The sequence below is a fragment of the Pseudomonas sp. LBUM1659 genome (assembly GCF_059716045.1).
On record NZ_CP166797.1, the window covers coordinates 532,222 to 552,190 of the forward strand.

The window sequence follows — 19,969 nt, forward strand, 5'->3', positions numbered from 1 at the left end:
CTCGCCGCTTGCGAGGGCACATTAATTTTTGAGGCGCTTGTCGCCTGCATGCAGACTAAAGAGGCTAGACCCCTGTGGCATTGACGATTCTTGGCCTGTCCGGCGCCCTTAGCCATGATCCCTCCGCAGCCTTGTACATCGATGGCAAGCTGGTCGCGGCGGCTGAAGAAGAGCGCTTTGTACGCGATAAACATGCAAAGAACCGCATGCCCTACGAATCGGCGAAGTTCTGCCTGGAACAGGCGGGCATCAAGCCATCCGACGTCGATGTGGTGGCGATTCCATTCGCACCGATCAGTCTGTTCGGCAAGGCTCGCTGGCAGTACGCCAAGCGTTACTGGTACGCCCCGGATCGCGCTCTTGACGCGATCCTGATGGGCAACCGTCGCTACAAGCGTTATCGCAACAAGATTGTCTGGTGCCTCGAGCAACTGGGCTTCGATCCGAAGAAAATCAAGATCGAGCCGGTCGAGCACCACCTGGCCCACGCCTCCAGTGCTTACCACTGCTCCGGTTTCAAAGAGAAAACCGCGATCCTGGGGATCGACGGCAAGGGTGAGTACGCCACGACCTTCTTCGGTTACGGCGAGAACGGCAAGATCCACAAGATCAAGGAATTCTTCGATCCGGACTCCCTCGGCGGCCTGTATGGCGCGATCACCGAGTTCCTCGGTTTCGATATGCTCGACGGTGAGTTCAAGGTCATGGGCATGGCGCCCTATGGCGACGCCAGCAAATACGATTTCTCGCGCCTGGCTTCGTTCGAAAACGGCGAGCTGGTGATCAACACCGACTACGCCAACGTTATCGGCCTGCGTCGCTACAAAGAGAAGGGCAAAGGCTACTACTTCTCGCCGAAGCTGATCGAGTGGCTGGGACCGAAGCGCGAAGGCGACATCGCTGACGAGCCGTACATCCACTACGCCGCGAGCATTCAAGCGCTGTTCGAAAAAATCTCGCTGCAGATGATCGACCACTACTTGGGCGACGTGCTCAAGGAAACCGGCAAGCTGGCCTACGCTGGCGGCTGTGCGTTGAACGTCAAACTGAACCAGAAAATCATCGCCCGCGATGACGTCAAAGAGCTGTTTGTGCAGCCTGCATCTGGCGACGCCGGTACTGCGGTGGGTGCTGCGGCTTATGTCTCTCACGCCCGTGGCGTGCCAGTCGAGAAGATGGAGCACGTCTACCTCGGCCCGTCGTACACCAACGAAGACGTGCTCGCTGCGTGCGCTCGTCACCCGAGCAAGCCGACCTGGCGCAAGCTTGAGAACATGCCGGAAAACATCGCCAGGATCATGGTCGACGGTAACCCGGTGGCGTGGTTCCAGGGGCGCATGGAGTTCGGTCCGCGTGCCTTGGGTGGTCGTTCGATCATCGGTTGCCCGAGCGCCGTTGGCGTGGCTGACCGCATCAACCACCAGATCAAGTTCCGCGAGCGCTGGAGGCCTTTCTGCCCGTCGATGCTCGACACCGTGGCCCCGCAGATGATCAAGATCGATCACCCGGCGCCGTTCATGACCTTCACCTTTGAAGTGGCTGAAGAGTGGAAGACCCGCGTGCCGGAAGTCGTCCACGAAGACGGTACGTCCCGGGCCCAGGTACTCAAGCGCGAATACAACCCGCGCTACTACGACATGATGAAAGCGCTGGAAGTGCTGACCGGCAACGGCGTGTCGCTGAACACCTCGCTCAACCGTCGTGGCGAGCCGATGATCTGCTCGCCGACCGATGCCCTGAACATGTTCTTCGGCTCTGACCTACAGTATCTGATCATGGAAGACATCCTGGTGGTTAAAGAGGGCGCTGACGCATATGACTCGCTCGGCTGAACGCCATGTGTTGCAGTTTTGTCACGGCTATGACGGCCCGTTTCTGGACTGCGCCCGGCAGTACGCCAGCCTGTTCGCGGGGACCGGCTATCGAGTGACCACGGTCTTTCTGACCGGGGCCGCCGACAGTGAAGTCGCTGCGGGCTGCGCTTCCGATGAAGTGCTGTTCATGGAATACAGCTCCAAGGCCATTCGTGGCCTGAAGCTGGGCGCCATCGGCGATCTGCGCAAGATCGCCGCCTCGCGCAATTTCAGCTTCTGCATTGCCCACCGTTTCAAGCCGATCTACATCGCCTTGCTCGGCACCTCGCTGCCGGTCATCGGTGTGCATCACGCGTTTGGCGATTACAAACGCGGCACTCGCAAACTCTTCGCCCATATTTTCCGCAAGCGCCTCAGCCTGCTCGGGGTCTCCGATGCGGTGCGTGACGACATGCGCAGTTGCCTGCCGAAATGGCCGGCCGGGCGGATTCAGACGCTCTATAACCGTATCGATGTGCCGGCCATGCAGACCAGTCAGGTCTCGGCTCGCGAGGCCCGGGAAACCCTGGGTCTGTCAGCGGATGCCTGGATTGTCGGTAACGTCGGGCGGCTGCATCCGGACAAGGACCAGACCACGCTGCTGCACGGTTTTGCCTTGGCATTGCCGCAGTTGCCGGCCAACAGCCAACTGGTGATTCTCGGTAGCGGTCGACTGGAACAGGACCTCAAGGAGCTGGCCCGCGAACTGGGTATTGGTGATCGGGTGCTGTTTCTTGGTCAAGTGCCGGATGCCCGTCGCTATTTCCGTGCCTTCAATGTGTTTGCGCTGAGCTCCGACCACGAACCTTTCGGCATGGTGCTGCTGGAGGCCATGGCCGCCGGCGTGCCGTTGCTCGCGACCGCTTGCGGTGGCGCGAGGGAAGTCGTTGAAGGGGTCGGCATCCTGTTCCCGTTGGGCGATGCCGAGCGTCTGGCTCAAGGGCTGCACCATCTGGCCGCGATGGACGAGCAGCAACGTCACCAGTGTGCCGAGATGATGCTCGACCGCTTGCGTGAGCATTTCTCCGACCGCGCGGTACGCGATGCTTTCTGGCATTTGCCACACGTCACAGAACTGGCACCGAGGGGCTGATGCTCAACCGATTTCAAGGCTGGCGCGAACGTGGCTGGACGCTAGTCGACGCCTCGACTTATGCACAGGCCTGGCAGCGTTTTGGCGGTAGCGTCGCAACGCATCCCATGGTGGTTGAGCGCTTGGCGCAGTTGGCCGAGATCCCGGTGCGTTACCTGGCCTGGGAGCAGAACGGTGAAGTGAAAGCCGCCATCCCGACCTGGGGGCGCGATTTGGCGCTGTCCAAAGACGTGCTCAAGCGCCGGGGGAAAAAAGGCTTGTTCGACCTCGGCAATGCCGAGGTGATTCTGCCGGCTGCCGCCGATGCACAAGCAGCGCTGCGCCATCGCGGACGTTATTTGTCGGCACTGAGCGAAGGCCGATTCACCGATATCAAGCTACAGGCCGAACAACTGGCCATGGCGCGCACACCCGAAGAACTGTCGAAAAAATTCCGCTACAACCAGCGCCGTGAATTGCGTCTGCTGGAAGAAGCCGGTGGCGTTGTGCGTCCGGTCGCCGAGTTTTCCAGTGCTGAGCTAGCGGCGATTTATTGCGACCTGTTCCAGCGCCGTTGGGGTTTCCCGGCCACGGGTGCCGAGCGCATGGGCGAGGTGGTCGAACTGCTGCGCGACTTGCTGATCGGCTCGGTGATCTTCCTTAACGATGCTCCGATCGCCATTCAACTGGTCTACCGCGTCGAAGCGCCGGAATGGATCAGTGTCGAATACATCAACGGTGGTGTCGATCCCGAAACCCGCGAGTTCAGCCCCGGCAGCGTGTTGAGTTTTCTCAACACCCAAAGTGCCTGGGAACACGCTCGCGCCCTGGATAAGCCTTTGCGGTTTTCCTTCGGTCGTGCCGACCGGGAATACAAGGACCGCTGGTGCAATCCTGTGCCGGTTTTTACCGTGTGAGTGAACCCATGAGCCGCAAACAGCAACTGCTCAAGCGCCATCGGCGCAACAAACGAATCAGCCTGTTGATCGCGCTGATGCTGTTGATTGCCATCGGGGTGCTGGTGGCCTGGTGGTTGCCGTTGGTGTGTGCGGTGCTGGGCTGGATTGCTCACGAGGCCTGGTTCGCTGACCATTTGTTTTATTCCCCAAAAGACGATTACCAATACAGCTTCCCGCCCTACACCCCACAACCCAAGGTGCATCTGGACGGCGAGCGCTTGCGCCTGGACGAAGGCGTGATGCTGGTCGACGACGCCACGCTCGTGTTGGCGCTACGGGTGAAAAGCACCTGGCTTGGGCGCTTTATCGACCCGCTGGTGGAGTTGTCGGGTGGTGACAACCCGGACCGGCAAACCTTTGAACGCGGCGCAAATGGCTTGCGTTACCTGAACCTCAGTGGTCAGGCGCGAGTACTGTCGCGTGGTGAGTTGCGCCTGCGTGGACGCTACTGCCGCCTGTTCGGTGAGCCGGTATTGTGGGCGCTGGAACAACCCGACTTCCGCCGGCAACGGGTGATGGTGATCGCGCCCCACGCCGACGACGCCGAGCTGGCTGCCTATGGTTTGTACAGCCAGGCCGATGAAGCCTGGATCGTCACACTGACGGCCGGTGAAATCGAAGCCGAACACTACCAACAGATCGGCCTGAACAAGGTCGAGGCGGCGCGGCTCAAGGGCCGTTTGCGCGCTTGGGACAGCATCGCGGTGCCGCGTTGGGCTGGCGTGCCGCAGGCTCATTGCGTGCAGTTGGGTTATTTCTGCCTGCAACTGGCAGCGATGCAGGCTGCCCCTGCGCAACCAGTCGCTTCGCGGGAAGCGGATTTGAGCGACACCCGGCTGTTTCGCCAGCTGAATCCATTTGCCCTGCCGGGCGATGCCGACGGTGCGCCGACCTGGAACAACCTGTTGGCCGATCTGCGTGCAGTACTGCTGCGTGCGCGCCCTGACGTGATCGTACTGCCGCACCCGACCCTCGATCCGCATCCCGATCATATCTGTGCACAACAAGCGGTTCTCGAAGCCTTGAAAGGCCTGGAATGGCAGCCGACCACACTGCTCGGCTACGCCAACCATTTGCACGACAACGACCGCTGGCCAATGGGTGACGCCGGTCATGGCATCGCATTGCCGCCAGCCTTCGACCCAGCCACGCCGATGCAGCCTTGCTGCCTGCCGCTGTCGCTGGAAATTCAGCGCGACAAAGCCATGGCGCTGGGCATGATGCATGACCTGCAACCGTCGATGCCGTTCAAGCGGCGCCTGCGCCGGTTGATCCAGCGACTGTTGGCCAAGCGCAAGCCGCCGGCCTACGGCGAGAACGAATTCTTTCGCAAGGCGGTTCGACGTCACGAGCTCTTGTGGATACTCAAGCACACACCCATAAACGCTTCTCAGCGGGGAGAGTTATGAGCCAGCGGTTAAAGGTTCTGCAATTGCAGCCTGACTACAACGTCAAAGCCCATGATTTTGCCGACCTCGCGGAGCAGATCGTCAAGGCGCTGCCCGGTGATCGCTACGAAGTGACGGCGGCGTTCCTGCGCGGCAAGCCCGGGCCGGGTGAGGCTATAAGCCGGGCGGACCGTTCGGTGTACTTCGAGTTTTCCGACAAGTCCCTCAAAGGCATGCGCTTGCGGGCGATGTGGACGCTGTACAAGTTTTGCCGCGCGGAAAAATTCGACGTGGTGATCTGTAACCGCTTCAAACCCGTGAACATGATGCTGACGCTTAACCGTTGGTTGAAAGTGTCGCTGTGCATCGGCATTTCTCATGGTTTTGGTGAGTACGACCGGTTTTACCGACGCCGCCAGACCCAGCGCCTGATCGATCGTCACTGGCGTTTTGTCGGTGTGTCGCCGGCGGTCAAACAGTATCTGTTGGACTGCGACTGCGGTTTTACCGATCAGAATACTTATGCGATCACCAACGCCATCGACATTGAACAGGCAGAAGGTTTGCAGCATAGCCGCGAGCGTGCCCGCGAATTGTTGGGTATCGATCCGTCGGTGCGCTTGATTGGCGCTCTGGGGCGTCTTGTACCGGTCAAGGGTCACACCTACCTGTTACAGGCGTTTGCCGCGCTCAAGGACAAGTATCCGAACACCCAATTGGCGATCATTGGTGCCGGCCGCGAAGAGTCGCGCCTGAATGCCGAGATCGAACGCCTGGGCCTGACCGGGCGCGCACACCTTCTGGGCTTCAAGGAAATCGCCTTGCAGTACATTCGTGCCTTCGACATCTGGACCATGCCGTCCCTGGCGGAAGGTCTCGGGTTGGCGCTGCTCGAAGGCATGAGCGGTCATCTGCCGGTTATCGCCTCCAACGTGCCCGCCATGTTGCCGCTGATTGAAGGGGCGGGCGGGCTGGCGATTACGCCCAAAGATGTGCCGAGCCTGGTCGCAGCGCTGGATAACTACCTCGGGCTGTCGGATGACGAGCTCAAGGCCAAGGGCGAGCAGGCCTTCCGTTATCTGCAGGAACAACACGACATCGAGGTGTTCCGTCAGGAATACCTGAACCTGATTGACTCCGGCCTGGAGCAGGCCCGCAAGGAACAACCATGAGCGCCGCGCAACCTCTCGTCACGGTCATCATTGCGTCGTATAACCACGCTCGCTACATCGAGGAAAGCATTCTCAGCGTCCTCAACCAGACTTATAAGAACATCGAATTGTTGGTGGTCGACGACGGTTCCAGCGACAACAGCGTTGAACGGATCAACGCTTTGCAGGCGCAACACGGTTTCGATTTCCGGGTTCAACAGAACCAGGGGCTGACCAATACCCTCAATGGCGCCATCGCCCGTTCAAAGGGCAGTCTGATCGTGCCGTTCGGTTCTGACGACATCATGCTGCCAGAGCGCATCGCCACTCAGGTGGCGCACATGGATGGCAAGCCCGAGGTTGGTATCTGCGCCGGCAATATCGAGCTGATCGACGCCGACGGTAATCTGTACCCGGAGAAGCGTCAGCGTCGTGATGTGCCGTTTCGTCGTCTGGACTTCGATGACATGTTTCTGGAGCGTAAACCCTATCCGCCCGCCCCGACGCTGATGATCCGTCGGGAAGCGCTGGACAAGGTGGGTGGGTTCGATCCGAACATTCGCCTGGAAGATTTGCTGATCGAGCTGAAGGTGACCCATGCCGGTTACTTTATCGATGGCCTGAATGTGCTGATGGCGCGCTATCGCAAACACGCCACCAACTCTTACAAGAACCACCGCTTCATGATCGACAGCATCCTGCGTACCTACGCGCTGTTCAGCGATCATCCGCTGTACGACGAGGTTCGCTACAAGTTCCTCAGCTCAATGTTCCTCAAGACCGCCAACCGTGACCGCAAGCTGGCCCGCGAACTGTTGGCGCAGATCCCGTTCAAGGCCTGGAACAAGAAGACCTGGCGCGGTCTGGGGCGGCTGTACTTCTCTGCGCTGGAAAAAGACTGACCCAGCCTCCATGCGCCTTGTAGCCGCAGGCTTCGCCAGCAGCTACAAGGGATGCATCAGCTTCAGCCAGCGATCTTCTCTGTCAGAATCCTGTTGGCTTTTTTGCCTTGGCGCAGCCACAGCAAGGCCTTCTTGCCGGCCGTTATGCCCGGTTTCTCGATGTACAGGAACGTCAGGCTGCTGATGATGATCAGCAGGCAGCTGCACAGGGCCAGCAGCGGCAGAAAGGTCCAGATGTCACGCGCATCCAGATCAAGCACCAGCGGCAGGCGCTGGATGAACACCCACAGCACAAAGCCGTGCAGTAAATAGGTGCTGTAGCTGATTTCGCCGAGCCAACGGATGCTGCGTGGTTTCAGTGCGCCGAACAGGGTGTTTCCGGACGCCACAATCACGAAAAACAACGACATGAGCAGCAGTGGCTTTGGGCTGAATGCACGGTTGAATGCCGTGAAGGCAATTGCCAATGCCAGCAGCGCGATAATCCCCGCCCTTCGAGTCTGACCCCAGGCCACCAGTTTCGGTTGGCGAACCCAGTACGCAGCGCCGATGCCGCCGAGAAAGCTCGCGAGAAAATGTTTTTTCAGCGAGTGCTCCAGGCCGATCAGTTCATACAGTGCGTAAATGCCGATCAGGCACAACACCGTTTGCTTCCAGCTGCCTCGGTAGATAAACACCAAGGCGGCGAGGGGCAATGCCAGATAGAAAAATACCTCGTAACCCAAAGTCCAGGTGACGTTGGAGATCAGCACACCGGTTTGGTGGTATTGGTTGACGTCCGGTCGGTCGAAGGTCAGCCAGGCCAGGATCTGGCCGAAGAACTGGATCCCTGAGTCCTTGAGTTCCCAGTTCTGCAGGTAGAGCACCGTGACAAACACGATCAGCATCAGCGGCAAGTACAACGGGTACAAGCGAAACAGCCGCGATACTGCAAAAGCCAGCCAGTCGTGTTGACGTCCCTGGGTGAGTAGTCGATTCCAAAACAGGAAAGCGGTGATCATGAAAAACAGCGCGACACTGCCTTGGCCAAGTTGTGAGTAGAAATTGCTCGGCGGAAAATCAAACACACCCGTGCGCAGGAAGATCAAGGTAATGATCGCATGGTGTACGAACACGCCGAACGCCAGATAACCGCGTAGCCCATCAATGCTGGCATAACGGCTTTCACTGGAATGTTCGATTTGACGGGCGATTTTCGGTACGGCGCGTAACAGCAGGGCGGCAGTCACAATGGCCAGCAGATAAGCTGCTAGCGCAATGAGAGGATTGGTTTCAGTCATCAATGAGCCTTGACCGGGGAGCTCCCGGTCAGCACTAGTCTGTGCAGGTTATCAACAGCGGACTTCGATGCCGTCACGGCATAGCCCTGAAGCAGTGCTTCAAAGTGTTCTTGGAACAGCCAACGCTTGTCTACGGTGTAACGCTGCATATGGCGCAGGTTGCGCTGACGCAGGGCCAGGCTCAAAGAAGAAGGGTAAATGCGCAGATCGGCCACATCGATCAAGCCGAACTCGCCATCTTCAAGTACCAGAACGTTACCCAGGTGCAGCGAACGGAAATAGACGCCTTGTTCATGCAGTTGAGCCATGAACTTGCCGAATCGCTCCACCAGCGCCTCACGCACCGCGGGTGCGGTTATGCCTTGCAGGACCTGGCGCAGCGTATTGCCGGGCAGCGGTAAATAGTGCACGGCGCTGCTGCCGTCTGCCAGGCGATAAAGGTCAAGAATCGGCGGGGTCGCAAACCCCATGCTGCGCAGTTGCTCGCTGTTGACGGCAAAGCGTTCGGAATAGGGGTTGAAACTGCCTGAGGTGTACCAGCGACGGCTACGGAACAGCTTGAGGAAGCTGCCATCGAGCAGGCGCAATACTTTGGGGCCCAGGCCATCTTCTTCGATCACCTGCGCATTGGCGGTCAATTGTTGCAGGGCCGTTGGCGTCAGTGTCTTGATGGGTATCGCCAACAAGCGTCTGGCGCGTTGATTAATGCAAAGCGCGGCGATCAGCGCCAGCGGAATCCACAGCAGAAACCAGTGCTCCTTGGGCCGGGAGATGATACCGCCGCCCTCGGTCAAGCCTGCGCCGATGCCGAATATCAGCCAGGTCGAGGCGATGATGAACAGTGGTTGCACGCGATTTCGCCAACTGCTGAGCAAACTCCAGGCCTGGAAAAACAACCATGGCAGTAATCCCACAACACCGACGTAAAAGAGCACGCCCAGGACAAAGCTGTGGGGCTCCTGAAAGCTGAAGCCGACGCCGGGGTCGATGGCCAGAACGGCGCTATAACCATGGCCGATCCATGGGTGATCGGCTATTTGATTGATGGCTAGTTGCCAAATTTCGAAGCGATAAGAGTCGCCGCGTTCGATGATCATTCGCGCAAACAGCACATAAAGCGCGGCGCCGCTGGCAACCAACGCGCCCAGCAATATGACGGAGCGGCGGTTCCAGCAAATGAAGCCCAGCCAGAGCCCCGCCATCGTCAGTGCCGCCAGAGGTGTTCTGGAGCCAGTGGCGATCACGGCGGCGAACATGATTGCCATCGCCGGAAGACTCAACCAGAGCATCAGGCGGCGCTTGCAGATCATGCTCATGCTCAGCCAGTAGGCAGCATAAAAGCCATAGATGTGAGAGCTCAGCAGTGGGTTGTCGAACGCACCGCCACCGATCAAGCGCATACCCGGCTCGTACATGCGGGCGAACATGAACAGGTTATGGACGGTGCCGACCAGTCCGATCAATGCCGCGGCGAACAGCAGGGGGTGAATGATTTCGCTGCGATAGCGCACCAGCAAATAGCAGCCAGCAAACAGCAGCAGGGTATGCAGCGGTGCTTTGAATTGACTGGAGAAGCTATCCTTTCCCGGTGCCCAGCACAAACTCAGCAACGCCCAGGCCGCGAACACCAGCACGGCAATGAAGATCGGCTCGCGGCACAATTCCTTGAGTTCGCGGGGACGCAGACACAGGGCAATCAGCACCGGAATGCTGAACAGGCCATAAAAAAGTTTGTGGTGCAGACTCCGGCCCGGCAAGAAAAACAATGCGCATAGAAGCAAGAGATAGCCGAGTGGAAGAATCCAGAGGCAGATGAAATCGAAAACTCGATTTGACGCACTATTGAAACCGCTGAGTTGCATGCTGAGAGAATCAATCCTGAAGTTGATCGGGCATTCCGGGGTGATGGCTATTTGATACTTAATTCGGTGCCTAACAATAACAGCCTTTAGTCGATTGCCAGAACCCTGAAGAAGCTGTGCTAAAGTCAGCGTCCTTTTTATCGACAAACGCGTGATATGGCCGACTCCAGTCTCTCCGCAAGCCCATCGAGCTTGAAAATCTACTTCCGCCTGCTCGGCTATGTCCGGCCGTACATCAGTCTGTTTCTGATCAGCATTGTCGGCTTTTTGATTTTCGCTTCGACCCAGCCGATGCTTGGTTACATCCTCAAATACTTTGTCGATGGCCTGTCCAATCCTGAGGCAGTGCTTTTCCCCACGGTGCCTTACCTGCGCGACCTGCAACTGTTGCAGGCTGTACCGTTGCTGATCATTCTGATCGCCGCGTGGCAGGGGCTGGGATCATATCTGGGCAACTACTTTCTGGCCAAGGTTTCCCTCGGGCTCGTCCATGACTTGCGGGTGCAGCTGTTCAATAACCTGCTGGTTTTGCCCAATCGCTATTTCGACAAGCATAACTCGGGTCATCTGATTTCGCGTATCACCTTCAACGTGACGATGGTCACCGGGGCGGCCACAGATGCGATCAAAGTCGTAATCCGTGAAGGCATGACAGTGATCTTCCTGTTTGCCTCGCTGCTGTTCATGAACTGGCGCCTGACACTGGTCATGATCGCCATCCTGCCGCTGATCGCCATCATGGTGCGCACCGCGAGCAAGAAATTCCGCAAGCAGAGCAAGAAAATCCAGGTGGCCATGGGCGACGTGACCCACGTGGCATCGGAAACCATCCAGGGGTATCGCGTGGTGCGCAGCTTTGGCGGTGAAGTCTATGAAGAGAAGCGTTTCTTCGCAGCCAGTCAGGGCAACACCGACAAACAACTGCGCATGACGCGCACCGGTGCCATTTACACGCCGTTGTTGCAACTGGTGATCTACAGCGCCATGGCGGTGTTGATGTTCCTGGTGCTGTACCTGCGCGGCGATGCGTCGGCTGGTGACATGGTTGCCTACATCACCCTGGCCGGCCTGTTGCCCAAGCCGATCCGCCAATTGTCCGAAGTCAGCTCGACCATCCAGAAAGGTGTGGCGGGTGCCGAGAGTATTTTCGAACAGCTGGACGTCGAGCCTGAAGTCGATACCGGCACCGTCGAGCGCGATGCCGTCAGCGGTCGCCTGGACGTGCGCAATTTGAGCTTCGCCTACCCTGGCACCGATCGCCAGGTACTCAATGACATCAGTTTCTCGGCCGAGCCTGGGCAAATGGTAGCGCTGGTCGGACGGTCCGGCAGCGGCAAGTCGACCCTGGCCAACCTGATTCCGCGCTTCTACCACCACGACAAGGGCGAGATCCTGATCGATGATGTTGAGGTGGAGGATTACAAACTGCTGAACCTGCGCAAGCACATCGCCCAAGTGACCCAGCATGTGACGTTGTTCAGTGACACGGTGGCCAATAACATTGCTTATGGCGACCTGGCTGGCGCACCTCGTGACGCGATCGAAAGAGCCGCAAAAGATGCCTACGCAATGGATTTCATCGCGCAGTTGCCCGAAGGCCTGGACACCCAGGTCGGCGAGAACGGTGTGCTGCTGTCCGGCGGTCAGCGCCAGCGCCTGGCCATTGCACGGGCCCTGTTGAAGAACGCACCGTTGCTGATTCTCGACGAAGCCACTTCGGCGCTCGACACTGAATCGGAGCGCCACATTCAGGCGGCGCTGGACCAAGTGATGAAAGGCCGGACCACGCTGGTGATCGCTCACCGTCTGTCGACCATCGAAAAGGCTGACCTGATCCTGGTGATGGATCAGGGCCGGATTGTCGAGCGCGGCACCCATGCCGAGCTTCTGGCGCAAAACGGTTACTACGCCCGCCTGAACGCCATGGGCCTCGACGCCCCGGCTGAAGACATCGCCTGACCCTCGGCATCCGTCAGTTTTAATGACAGCCTGAAAAAATTGCAGCCTGAGGTTCTTTGAACCTGACCAGGCTGCTTTTTTTTGCTTTTTACGACCTCGTTCATGCCATGCGCAAGGCTACGTCAACCCTGTGGTAATATCGCGCCCCTGTTCATTTTGTATGTGGGTTGCTCCATGAAGTTGTCCATGCCGCGATTCGATCAAGCCCCTGTCTTGGTGGTCGGCGATGTCATGCTCGACCGTTACTGGCATGGTGGTACCTCACGGATTTCCCCTGAGGCGCCGGTACCGGTTGTCAAGGTCGAGCAAATCGAAGACCGCCCGGGCGGTGCCGCCAACGTTGCGTTGAACATTGCCGCGCTCGGTGCCCCGGCCTCGCTGGTCGGCGTGACCGGCGACGACGAAGCTGCCGACAGCCTGGCCAATAGCCTCAAGGGTGCTGGCGTTCGAGCGATATTCCAGCGCATCGCGCACCAGCCGACCATCGTCAAGCTGCGGGTCATGAGTCGTCACCAGCAACTGCTGCGTATCGACTTTGAAGAACCCTTCGCCACCGATGCGTTGGCGCTTGGCGAGCAAGTCGATGAATTGCTCGAAGGTATCAAGGTGCTGGTGCTGTCCGACTATGGCAAAGGCGCACTGAGAAACCATCAGGTGCTGATCCAGGCCGCCCGTGCCCGTGGCATTCCGGTGCTGGCGGATCCCAAGGGCAAGGATTTTTCGATCTACCGTGGCGCAAGTCTGATCACCCCGAACCTCAGTGAGTTCGAAACCATCGTCGGTGGTTGCGTCGATGAGCACGAGCTGGTGAGCAAAGGCGCGCAGCTGATGCACGACCTGGACCTCGGCGCGTTGCTGGTGACCCGTGGCGAACACGGCATGACCTTGCTGCGCCCTGATCATCCTGCGCTGCACTTGCCCGCCCGCGCCCGTGAAGTGTTCGACGTAACCGGTGCCGGCGACACGGTGATTTCTACTTTGGCAGCCGCGATTGCCGCTGGCGAAGAATTACCGCACGCAGTGGCCCTGGCCAACCTGGCGGCGGGTATCGTGGTCGGCAAACTCGGTACGGCGGCCATCAGCGCGCCGGAGCTGCGCCGCGCCATCCAGCGTGAAGAAGGGTCGGAGCGTGGTGTGCTGGGCCTTGAACAGCTTTTGCTGGCGGTCGACGATGCGCGTGCACACAAAGAAAAGATCGTCTTCACCAACGGCTGCTTCGACATTCTGCATGCCGGCCACGTGACCTACCTTGAACAGGCACGGGCCCAGGGCGATCGTCTGATCGTTGCAGTCAACGATGATGCCTCGGTCAGCCGCTTGAAAGGTCCGGGTCGTCCAATCAACAGCGTCGACCGTCGAATGGCGGTATTGGCCGGGTTGGGCGCAGTGGATTGGGTGATTAGCTTCCCTGAAGGCACCCCGGAAAACCTGCTGCGCGAGGTCAAGCCGGACGTGTTGGTCAAGGGTGGCGATTATGGGATTGACCAAGTGGTCGGCGCGGACATCGTGACTGCTTACGGCGGCACGGTGAAAGTGCTGGGGCTGGTAGCGAACAGCTCGACCACGGCGATTGTCGAAAAAATCCGTCAATCCGAGTGAGACGCTGATCGTTCCCACGCGTGGGAACGATCAGGGACGTGCCGCCTTGCGCGGCACGATTTTCTTCAGCAATTGCTTCGCCTTCCCGCGTAATCGCGCCAGCCCGGAATCTTTCCCCGGTGGACTCAACCCCTGCTGGCGCACCCAGTCCTTCCAGCGAATCCGCTCATCACGCACTACCCAGCCTTCCTGCCGGGCAAAGCTCTCCGCCAGAAACAAGCCACGAGTACTCGCCGGGTACAGTTGATCTTTTTTCAAGGTGTAGAGCTCGGCCATCGGCTGACCGTCCTGCAATGGCATCAGGTATAAATCGGGACGCTTGCGGTCGAGCCGGGCGACCAGTTGATCGCCTTCCAGTCGCTCATCGACATGAAACAGACTCAGGGATTTGGCTTCTTTAGGCACGTCCAGGCGCAAGTCATAGATCAATTGCAACGACGCGGTGGGCAGATGCACGTAAGCCCGCGGCCGTTCGATCAACTGAAGCTTGGCGCAGCGCACCGGCCGCGCCGAGCCGGACAACGGTGTCAGGCGAAACGGCAGCGCCTCGCGGTAATGCAGGGCGCTGGCGTAGGGCGCCGGCAGCCATGTGTCGTTGAAACGCCCGCCGAGCCAGCCTTCCGGGGTTTCCAGCAGGCATTCCTCGGCAATTTCCTGGATCGCGGTGTGCAGTGGCAGGTTCAGCTCATGGGCGGGTACGTAACCGGAGATCAGCTTGAGCACCACGTCGCCACGGTCTTGCCGACGCTGACGCACAAGCACCCAGTAATCGCGATTTTGCCAATGCAGGGTCAGGCGCACCGAGACGCCGAGATTGGCCAGTTCCAGCGCAAACCGCTCGGTGCTGCCTACCGTCACGAGGCGGCGACGTTGCAGGGTTTGGGAGAAATTGAGCGGCATCCCGACGCTCTGATAGCTCAAGCCTTCGGGAGTCGCTTCGACGTACAACGGCAGGGTCTTGAAGTTGCTCGGGTTCTTTCTAATGAGCGTACGCGGCATGTCGGCTCCTGCTTAAGGCCGCGCGGGCGGCATCAGTTTCTACGGAGGACCTGGGCAACGGTCGCAACGTTGTGGGCGAGGTGCAGCGGATTAATGGTCCCGACAATAGCACTGGCAACACCCGGATGTTCAAACAACAACTCGAAGCTGGCGCGCACCGGGTCCACGCCTGGACTCAGGCATACATGACCACTGGCGAGGGCTTTTTTGACCAGGATGGCTTTGCCGTGAGCAGCAGCATAGTCAATGATGGGCTTCTCGTTCTGCTCGTTCAGATTGTAGGTGACCATGGCGCAATCACCTTGTTCCAGAGCCTTCAAACCACCCTCGACGGTTTTACCGGAAAAACCGAAGCCGCGAATCTTGCCTTCGGCCTTGAGCTTGGAGAGGGTCGCGTAGACATCGCTGTCATTGAGGATCGCCAGATCGTTGCCGTCGGAGTGCACCAGCACAAGGTCGATAAAATCCGTTTCCAGACGTTGCAGGCTGCGCTCCACCGACAGTCGAGTGTGGGCGGCGCTGAAGTCATGGCTCGATTGGCCGTCGGTAAACTCTTCGCCGACCTTGCTGACAATCACCCAGTCCTGACGCTGGCCGCGCAACAGCGGGCCGAGGCGTTCTTCACTGCGGCCATAGGCCGGTGCGGTGTCGATCAGGTTGATGCCCATGTCGCGGGCGAGTTTGAGCAGCCTGCGCGCATCGTCGTCGTCGGGAATCTGGAAGCCGTTGGGGTATTTCACGCCTTGGTCGCGGCCGAGTTTGACCGTGCCCAGGCCCAGAGGTGAAACCAACAGGCCGGTACTGCCCAAGGGGCGGTGCAGATCGTGCAGGGTCGGTTGGCTCATGGCAGCAGTTGCTCCCAGGCAGGAACGCCCATTGGCGGTTTCGGTAATTCCGGGAGTGGCGCGGGATGGCTTGGCTGGATGCCATCACGCGTCAGGCTGGCGATGACCCGGTCGGCAAAATCTGGCGCAAGCGCCAGTTTTGTCGGCCAGCCCACCAGCAGACGACCTTGTTCGGCGAGGAAGGCGTTGTCCGGACGGGTAAGCCCCGATTGCAGCGGCTCGGCGCGGTCCACGCGCAAGGTCGCCCATTGCGCGGTACTCAGGTCGATCCATGGCAGCAACTGACCGAGTTCTTGCTGCGCCGTGGCGATTTGCTCGGCAGGTTCGCGGGCAACGCCTTCGGCTTCGGCAATGTCGCCGCCGATGTACCAGACCCACTGACCGTCGGCCGCCGGGTGAGTGGTCACGGTCAGGCGCGGTTTGGTGCCGCCGCCCAGGCAATGGGCATACAGCGGTTTGAGGCCCGGGCCTTTGGCGATGATCATGTGCAACGGCCGGCGCTGCATGGCGGGCTGACTCAGCCCCAACGCTTCGAGCAACGCCGCCGTACCGGCACCGGCGCTCAGGACAATGCGCTGGGCACGAATCTCGCGTTCATCGACCTTGAGGCCGACCAGTACGTTGCCTTCCAGCAGCGGTTCGATCTTCTGTCCGGCGAGCAGGCCATCTCCGGCCAGATCGGCCAAGCGCTGGATCAGACTTGGCACATCGATCACCAATTCTGCCAGGCGATAGACCTTGCCCTTGAAGCGTTTATCTTGCAGGGCCGGCGGCAGTTGCTCGCCCTTGACCTGATCGACACGGCCGCGCACGGCCTTGCTGGCGAAGAAACTGGTGAGGTTGCCGGCGAGCGTGCCGGGGGACCAGAGGTAGTGGGCTTCGGACAGCAGGCGCACGCCGGACAGGTCCAGTTCGCCATCGCCCGCCAGCGCCTCACGCCAGCGGTGCGGCATGTCGGCAATCGCTTCCGACGCCCCGGTCAGGGCGCCATGCAGCGCGTACTTGGCGCCGCCGTGAATGATGCCCTGGGACTTCACACTCTGTCCGCCGCCGAGGCTGGCGCTTTCCACCAGCACGGTCGAAAAACCCTGGCGGCGCAGCCGCGCATTCAGCCAGAGGCCGGCGACACCAGCGCCGACAATCAGAACGTCGGTGGAAATAACGGATGGCATGCGGCGACCTCAGTGTTCAAGACGAGGGCGCAGTATACAGACTCGAAGAAAAGGGGAGTGTTGGTGATCAATGGATGGACGCAAAACCTGTGGGAGTGAGCTTGCTCCTACACTGGATTGTGTTTCAGGTTTTAGTGCCTGGCGGTTTTGGAGAACAGCTGGATGACAACGACGCCCAGGACGATAAGCGCCATCCCCAGCATCGCCGGCACATCCAGCTTCTGCCCATAGATAAATAGCGCCGCGACGCTGACCATCACAATGCCCATGCCGGCCCACACCGCGTAAGCGACTCCCACCGGAACGCTGCGCACCACCAGGGTCAGCATCCAGAAGGCGATGCCGTAACCGACTATCACCAGTACCAGAGGCAGCGGGGTGCTGAAGCCTTTGACGGCTTTCATCGAAACGGTCGCGATCACTTCGGCGCAGATGGCGATGGCCAGGTAGTAGTAAGCGGTCATGGGTGCATCCTCGGGTGACGTGTTGCTTTCTGAAGTTGGCATTTTAGAGGCTCTTCAGATGCGGTAAAGTCATTACCTATCTGCCATGAAGATGGGTTGGCCTATGCAATGGGATCTTGAGCAACTGCGGTTGTTTGTCAGCGTAGCGGAGCAGCGTTCTTTTTCTGCCGTGGCGCGCAATCAGCGCAAGGCGCAGTCGGCGGTCAGCAGTTCGATTGCACTGCTGGAAGAAGACTTGGGCGTCAGCCTGTTCGACCGCAGCAGTGGCCGTCAGCCGAAACTCACCGAGGCCGGCAACGCATTGCTGGAAGAGGCGCGTGAAGTGTTGCGCCAGTGTGAGCGCCTCAATGGCCGCGCGCTGGCCATGATGCGTGGCCAGGAAGCTCGTCTGCGCGTGGCGCAGGATGAGGCCATGCCCTATCAGCCGATCATCGAAAGCTTCGAAGCCTTGGCCGAAAAATTTCCCAGCCTCGAAGTGCAACTGACCAGCGCCGCCCAAGGCGATGTGGCGCGCAAACTGGTGGAGCGTCGGGCCGATCTGGGGTTGCTGTTTTATCACGACCAAATCCCCGAAGCCCTTGAGCGGCGAGTGCTGGGGAGCGTCGAGATGGTCACGGTGTGCGGCGTCGGGCATCCACTGGCGAAACAGGCACAAGTCGATTGTCAGGCACTGGCGCAGCATCGGCAGTTGCTGATGTCCACACAGTCCAGCGTCTATCCCGGTAGCGAGCCGGCCAGCCCGCAAGTCTGGCGCGCGGACAGCTTCTACGTGATGGCCGAATGGCTGGTGCGCGGCCTCGGTTGGGCCTGGTTGCCACGGCATGTGGTGCAATACCCGGCGTATCAGGACTTGATGGTTGAACTGGTCAGCGAATGGACCCCGCCGGCGCTGGTGGTGGAGCTGGTATGGCGTCGTGATGAACCGCTGGGCCCGGCGGCTCGCTGGCTGGCGGAACGTTTTGCCGTGCACTTGCAGGCGATCGGCGAGAAAAGCCGATAAACTCCGCCGCCATGAATAGAACTCTCTATACCGCGCTGTTTTACCTGGGGCTGCCACTGGTAGCGATTCGGCTGTGGCTGCGGGCGCGGAAGGCGCCGGCGTACGCCAAGCGTATTGGCGAGCGTTTTTCCCTCGGACTGCCGGTGATGAAGCCGGGCGGTATTTGGGTGCACGCGGTGTCGGTGGGCGAAAGCATTGCCGCGGCACCGATGATTCGCGCCTTGCTGCAACGTTATCCACAGTTGCCGATTACCGTGACCTGCATGACCCCGACCGGGTCCGAGCGCATCCTGTCCTTGTTCGCCAATGAGCCGCGCATCCAGCACTGCTACTTGCCCTACGATTTGCCATGCGCCGCTGCGCGCTTTCTTGATCGGGTCCGGCCGACCCTGGCGGTGATCATGGAAACCGAACTCTGGCCCAACCACATTCACCAATGCGCCAAACGCGGAATTCCCGTGGCACTGGCCAATGCGCGGCTGTCCGAACGCTCGGCCAAGGGGTATGGCCGTTTCCGCAAACTGACCCAGCCGATGCTCGCCGAGATGAGCCTGTTTGCGGTACAGACCGAGGCCGAAGCCCAGCGCTTCCAAGAGTTGGGTGCGCGTCCTGAAACCGTAGAGGTCACCGGCTCGATCAAGTTCGACCTGGCCATCGACCCGCAACTGCTGCAACGTGCCGTCGAACTGCGCACTCAGTGGCAGGCACTTGAACGACCGGTGTGGATCGCCGCCAGTACCCATGAAGGCGAAGACGAAGTGGTCCTCGCGGCCCATCGTCAGTTGCTGGCCAATCACCCCGATGCGTTGCTGATTCTGGTGCCGCGCCATCCGGAGCGTTTCAACGCAGTGTTCGAGCTGTGTCAGCAGCAGGGTTTTGCGACGTTGCGTCGTTCCACAGGCCAACCGGTGACGTCGACCACATCAGTGCTGGTGGGCGACACCATGGGCGAGTTGCTGTTTCTCTACGCTCTGGCGGACAGCGCTTTCGTGGGCGGCAGCCTGATGCCGAACGGCGGGCATAACCTGCTGGAACCGGCCGCGTTGGCCAAACCAGTCCTGAGCGGCCCGCACCTGTTCAACTTCCTCGAAATCGCCGCGCAGTTGCGCAGTGCCGGGGCGTTGCAGGAAGTGGAGGATGCCGAAGGCCTGGCGCTGGCGGTGCAGCGGCTGTTCGAATTGCCGCGCGATGCGCAGCGGATGGCAGAGGCGGGGCTGAAGGTGATGCGCACCAATCAAGGGGCGTTGCAGCGGTTGCTGGATGGGCTGGGGCGGTTGATCAACCGGTAGACCGCGTCGCCTGCAACAAAAAGATCGCAGCCTTGGCCCGTCCCGATCCATGGCTGCGAATCCTCTTTATCGCTCGCCTCGTTCATAGACCCAACAATTAGCGGAAACGTCTGGCCGCATTCGAAGATTCGGCCTACATAAATTTTTTTCCCCCGTTGATAACGTGCCCGCCCAT

At 59.7% G+C, this 19,969-nt stretch carries 16 protein-coding genes; 10 read left to right on the plus strand and 6 right to left on the minus strand.

Annotated features, from left to right (window positions below):
• Nucleotides 1-74 precede the first annotated feature (74 nt).
• Genes ACA048_RS02415 through ACA048_RS02440 form a run of 6 tightly spaced genes read left to right on the plus strand, consistent with a single transcriptional unit; the run spans nt 75 to nt 7,325 of the window.
• The gene (locus ACA048_RS02415) at nt 75-1,832 is read left to right on the plus strand and encodes a carbamoyltransferase family protein (RefSeq protein WP_497627787.1); all 1,758 of its coding nucleotides are present in this window, start codon (nt 75-77) and stop codon (nt 1,830-1,832) included.
• The gene (locus ACA048_RS02420) at nt 1,816-2,946 is read left to right on the plus strand and encodes a glycosyltransferase (RefSeq protein WP_497627788.1); all 1,131 of its coding nucleotides are present in this window, start codon (nt 1,816-1,818) and stop codon (nt 2,944-2,946) included. The genes ACA048_RS02415 and ACA048_RS02420 overlap by 17 nt, the downstream gene beginning before the upstream one ends.
• Nucleotides 2,946-3,842: an antimicrobial resistance protein Mig-14 gene (locus tag ACA048_RS02425; protein ID WP_497627789.1), complete on the plus strand. Its 897-nt coding sequence runs from the start codon at nt 2,946-2,948 to the stop codon at nt 3,840-3,842. The genes ACA048_RS02420 and ACA048_RS02425 overlap by 1 nt, the downstream gene beginning before the upstream one ends.
• 8 nt (nt 3,843-3,850) lie before the next feature.
• The gene (locus tag ACA048_RS02430; RefSeq protein WP_497627790.1) at nt 3,851-5,293 is read left to right on the plus strand and encodes a PIG-L deacetylase family protein; all 1,443 of its coding nucleotides are present in this window, start codon (nt 3,851-3,853) and stop codon (nt 5,291-5,293) included.
• Entirely contained in the window at nt 5,290-6,444 is a 1,155-nt protein-coding gene (locus ACA048_RS02435) for a glycosyltransferase family 4 protein (RefSeq protein WP_497627791.1), read from the plus strand. Before ACA048_RS02430 ends, ACA048_RS02435 begins: the two co-directional genes overlap by 4 nt.
• Nucleotides 6,441-7,325, plus strand: a complete 885-nt coding sequence (locus tag ACA048_RS02440; RefSeq protein WP_497627792.1) for a glycosyltransferase — start codon at nt 6,441-6,443, stop codon at nt 7,323-7,325. Before ACA048_RS02435 ends, ACA048_RS02440 begins: the two co-directional genes overlap by 4 nt.
• Before the next feature lie 62 nt (nt 7,326-7,387).
• Here the strand turns inward: ACA048_RS02440 and ACA048_RS02445 are convergent, their stop codons facing one another.
• Together ACA048_RS02445 and ACA048_RS02450 are read right to left on the minus strand one after the other, a co-directional pair.
• Nucleotides 7,388-8,605, minus strand: coding sequence for an acyltransferase family protein (locus ACA048_RS02445; RefSeq protein ID WP_497627793.1), 1,218 nt, complete (start codon nt 8,603-8,605; stop codon nt 7,388-7,390).
• Nucleotides 8,605-10,467 (minus strand): O-antigen ligase family protein, encoded by a 1,863-nt coding sequence (locus ACA048_RS02450; RefSeq protein WP_497627794.1) that lies wholly within the window; start codon nt 10,465-10,467, stop codon nt 8,605-8,607. The genes ACA048_RS02445 and ACA048_RS02450 overlap by 1 nt, the downstream gene beginning before the upstream one ends.
• A gap of 156 nt (nt 10,468-10,623) precedes the next feature.
• Here ACA048_RS02450 and msbA point away from each other — a divergent pair, with 156 nt between their 5' ends.
• Together msbA and hldE are read left to right on the plus strand one after the other, a co-directional pair.
• Nucleotides 10,624-12,426, plus strand: coding sequence for a lipid A export permease/ATP-binding protein MsbA (msbA, locus tag ACA048_RS02455; RefSeq protein WP_497627795.1), 1,803 nt, complete (start codon nt 10,624-10,626; stop codon nt 12,424-12,426).
• Nucleotides 12,427-12,600: 174 nt separating this feature from the next.
• Nucleotides 12,601-14,025, plus strand: a complete 1,425-nt coding sequence (gene hldE / locus ACA048_RS02460) for a bifunctional D-glycero-beta-D-manno-heptose-7-phosphate kinase/D-glycero-beta-D-manno-heptose 1-phosphate adenylyltransferase HldE (RefSeq protein WP_497627796.1) — start codon at nt 12,601-12,603, stop codon at nt 14,023-14,025.
• A 30-nt stretch (nt 14,026-14,055) separates the two neighbouring features.
• On the opposite strand, the gene ACA048_RS02465 is transcribed toward hldE, so the two are convergent.
• From ACA048_RS02465 to ACA048_RS02480, 4 genes are all read right to left on the minus strand, one after another.
• Nucleotides 14,056-15,024 (minus strand): metal ABC transporter ATPase, encoded by a 969-nt coding sequence (locus tag ACA048_RS02465; protein ID WP_497627797.1) that lies wholly within the window; start codon nt 15,022-15,024, stop codon nt 14,056-14,058.
• Nucleotides 15,025-15,056: 32 nt separating this feature from the next.
• Nucleotides 15,057-15,869, minus strand: coding sequence for an aldo/keto reductase (locus ACA048_RS02470; protein WP_497627798.1), 813 nt, complete (start codon nt 15,867-15,869; stop codon nt 15,057-15,059).
• Nucleotides 15,866-17,041, minus strand: a complete 1,176-nt coding sequence (locus ACA048_RS02475; protein WP_497627799.1) for an NAD(P)/FAD-dependent oxidoreductase — start codon at nt 17,039-17,041, stop codon at nt 15,866-15,868. The genes ACA048_RS02470 and ACA048_RS02475 overlap by 4 nt, the downstream gene beginning before the upstream one ends.
• 131 nt (nt 17,042-17,172) lie before the next feature.
• Nucleotides 17,173-17,505: a DMT family transporter gene (locus ACA048_RS02480; RefSeq protein WP_497629794.1), complete on the minus strand. Its 333-nt coding sequence runs from the start codon at nt 17,503-17,505 to the stop codon at nt 17,173-17,175.
• Between the two features lie 103 nt (nt 17,506-17,608).
• On the opposite strand from ACA048_RS02480, the gene ACA048_RS02485 reads away from it, so the two are divergent.
• A complete protein-coding gene (locus ACA048_RS02485; protein WP_497627800.1) occupies nt 17,609-18,505 on the plus strand; it encodes a LysR family transcriptional regulator in 897 nt (298 codons plus the stop codon).
• A gap of 11 nt (nt 18,506-18,516) precedes the next feature.
• The gene (gene waaA, locus ACA048_RS02490; RefSeq protein WP_497627801.1) at nt 18,517-19,794 is read left to right on the plus strand and encodes a lipid IV(A) 3-deoxy-D-manno-octulosonic acid transferase; all 1,278 of its coding nucleotides are present in this window, start codon (nt 18,517-18,519) and stop codon (nt 19,792-19,794) included.
• Nucleotides 19,795-19,969: the final 175 nt, after the last annotated feature.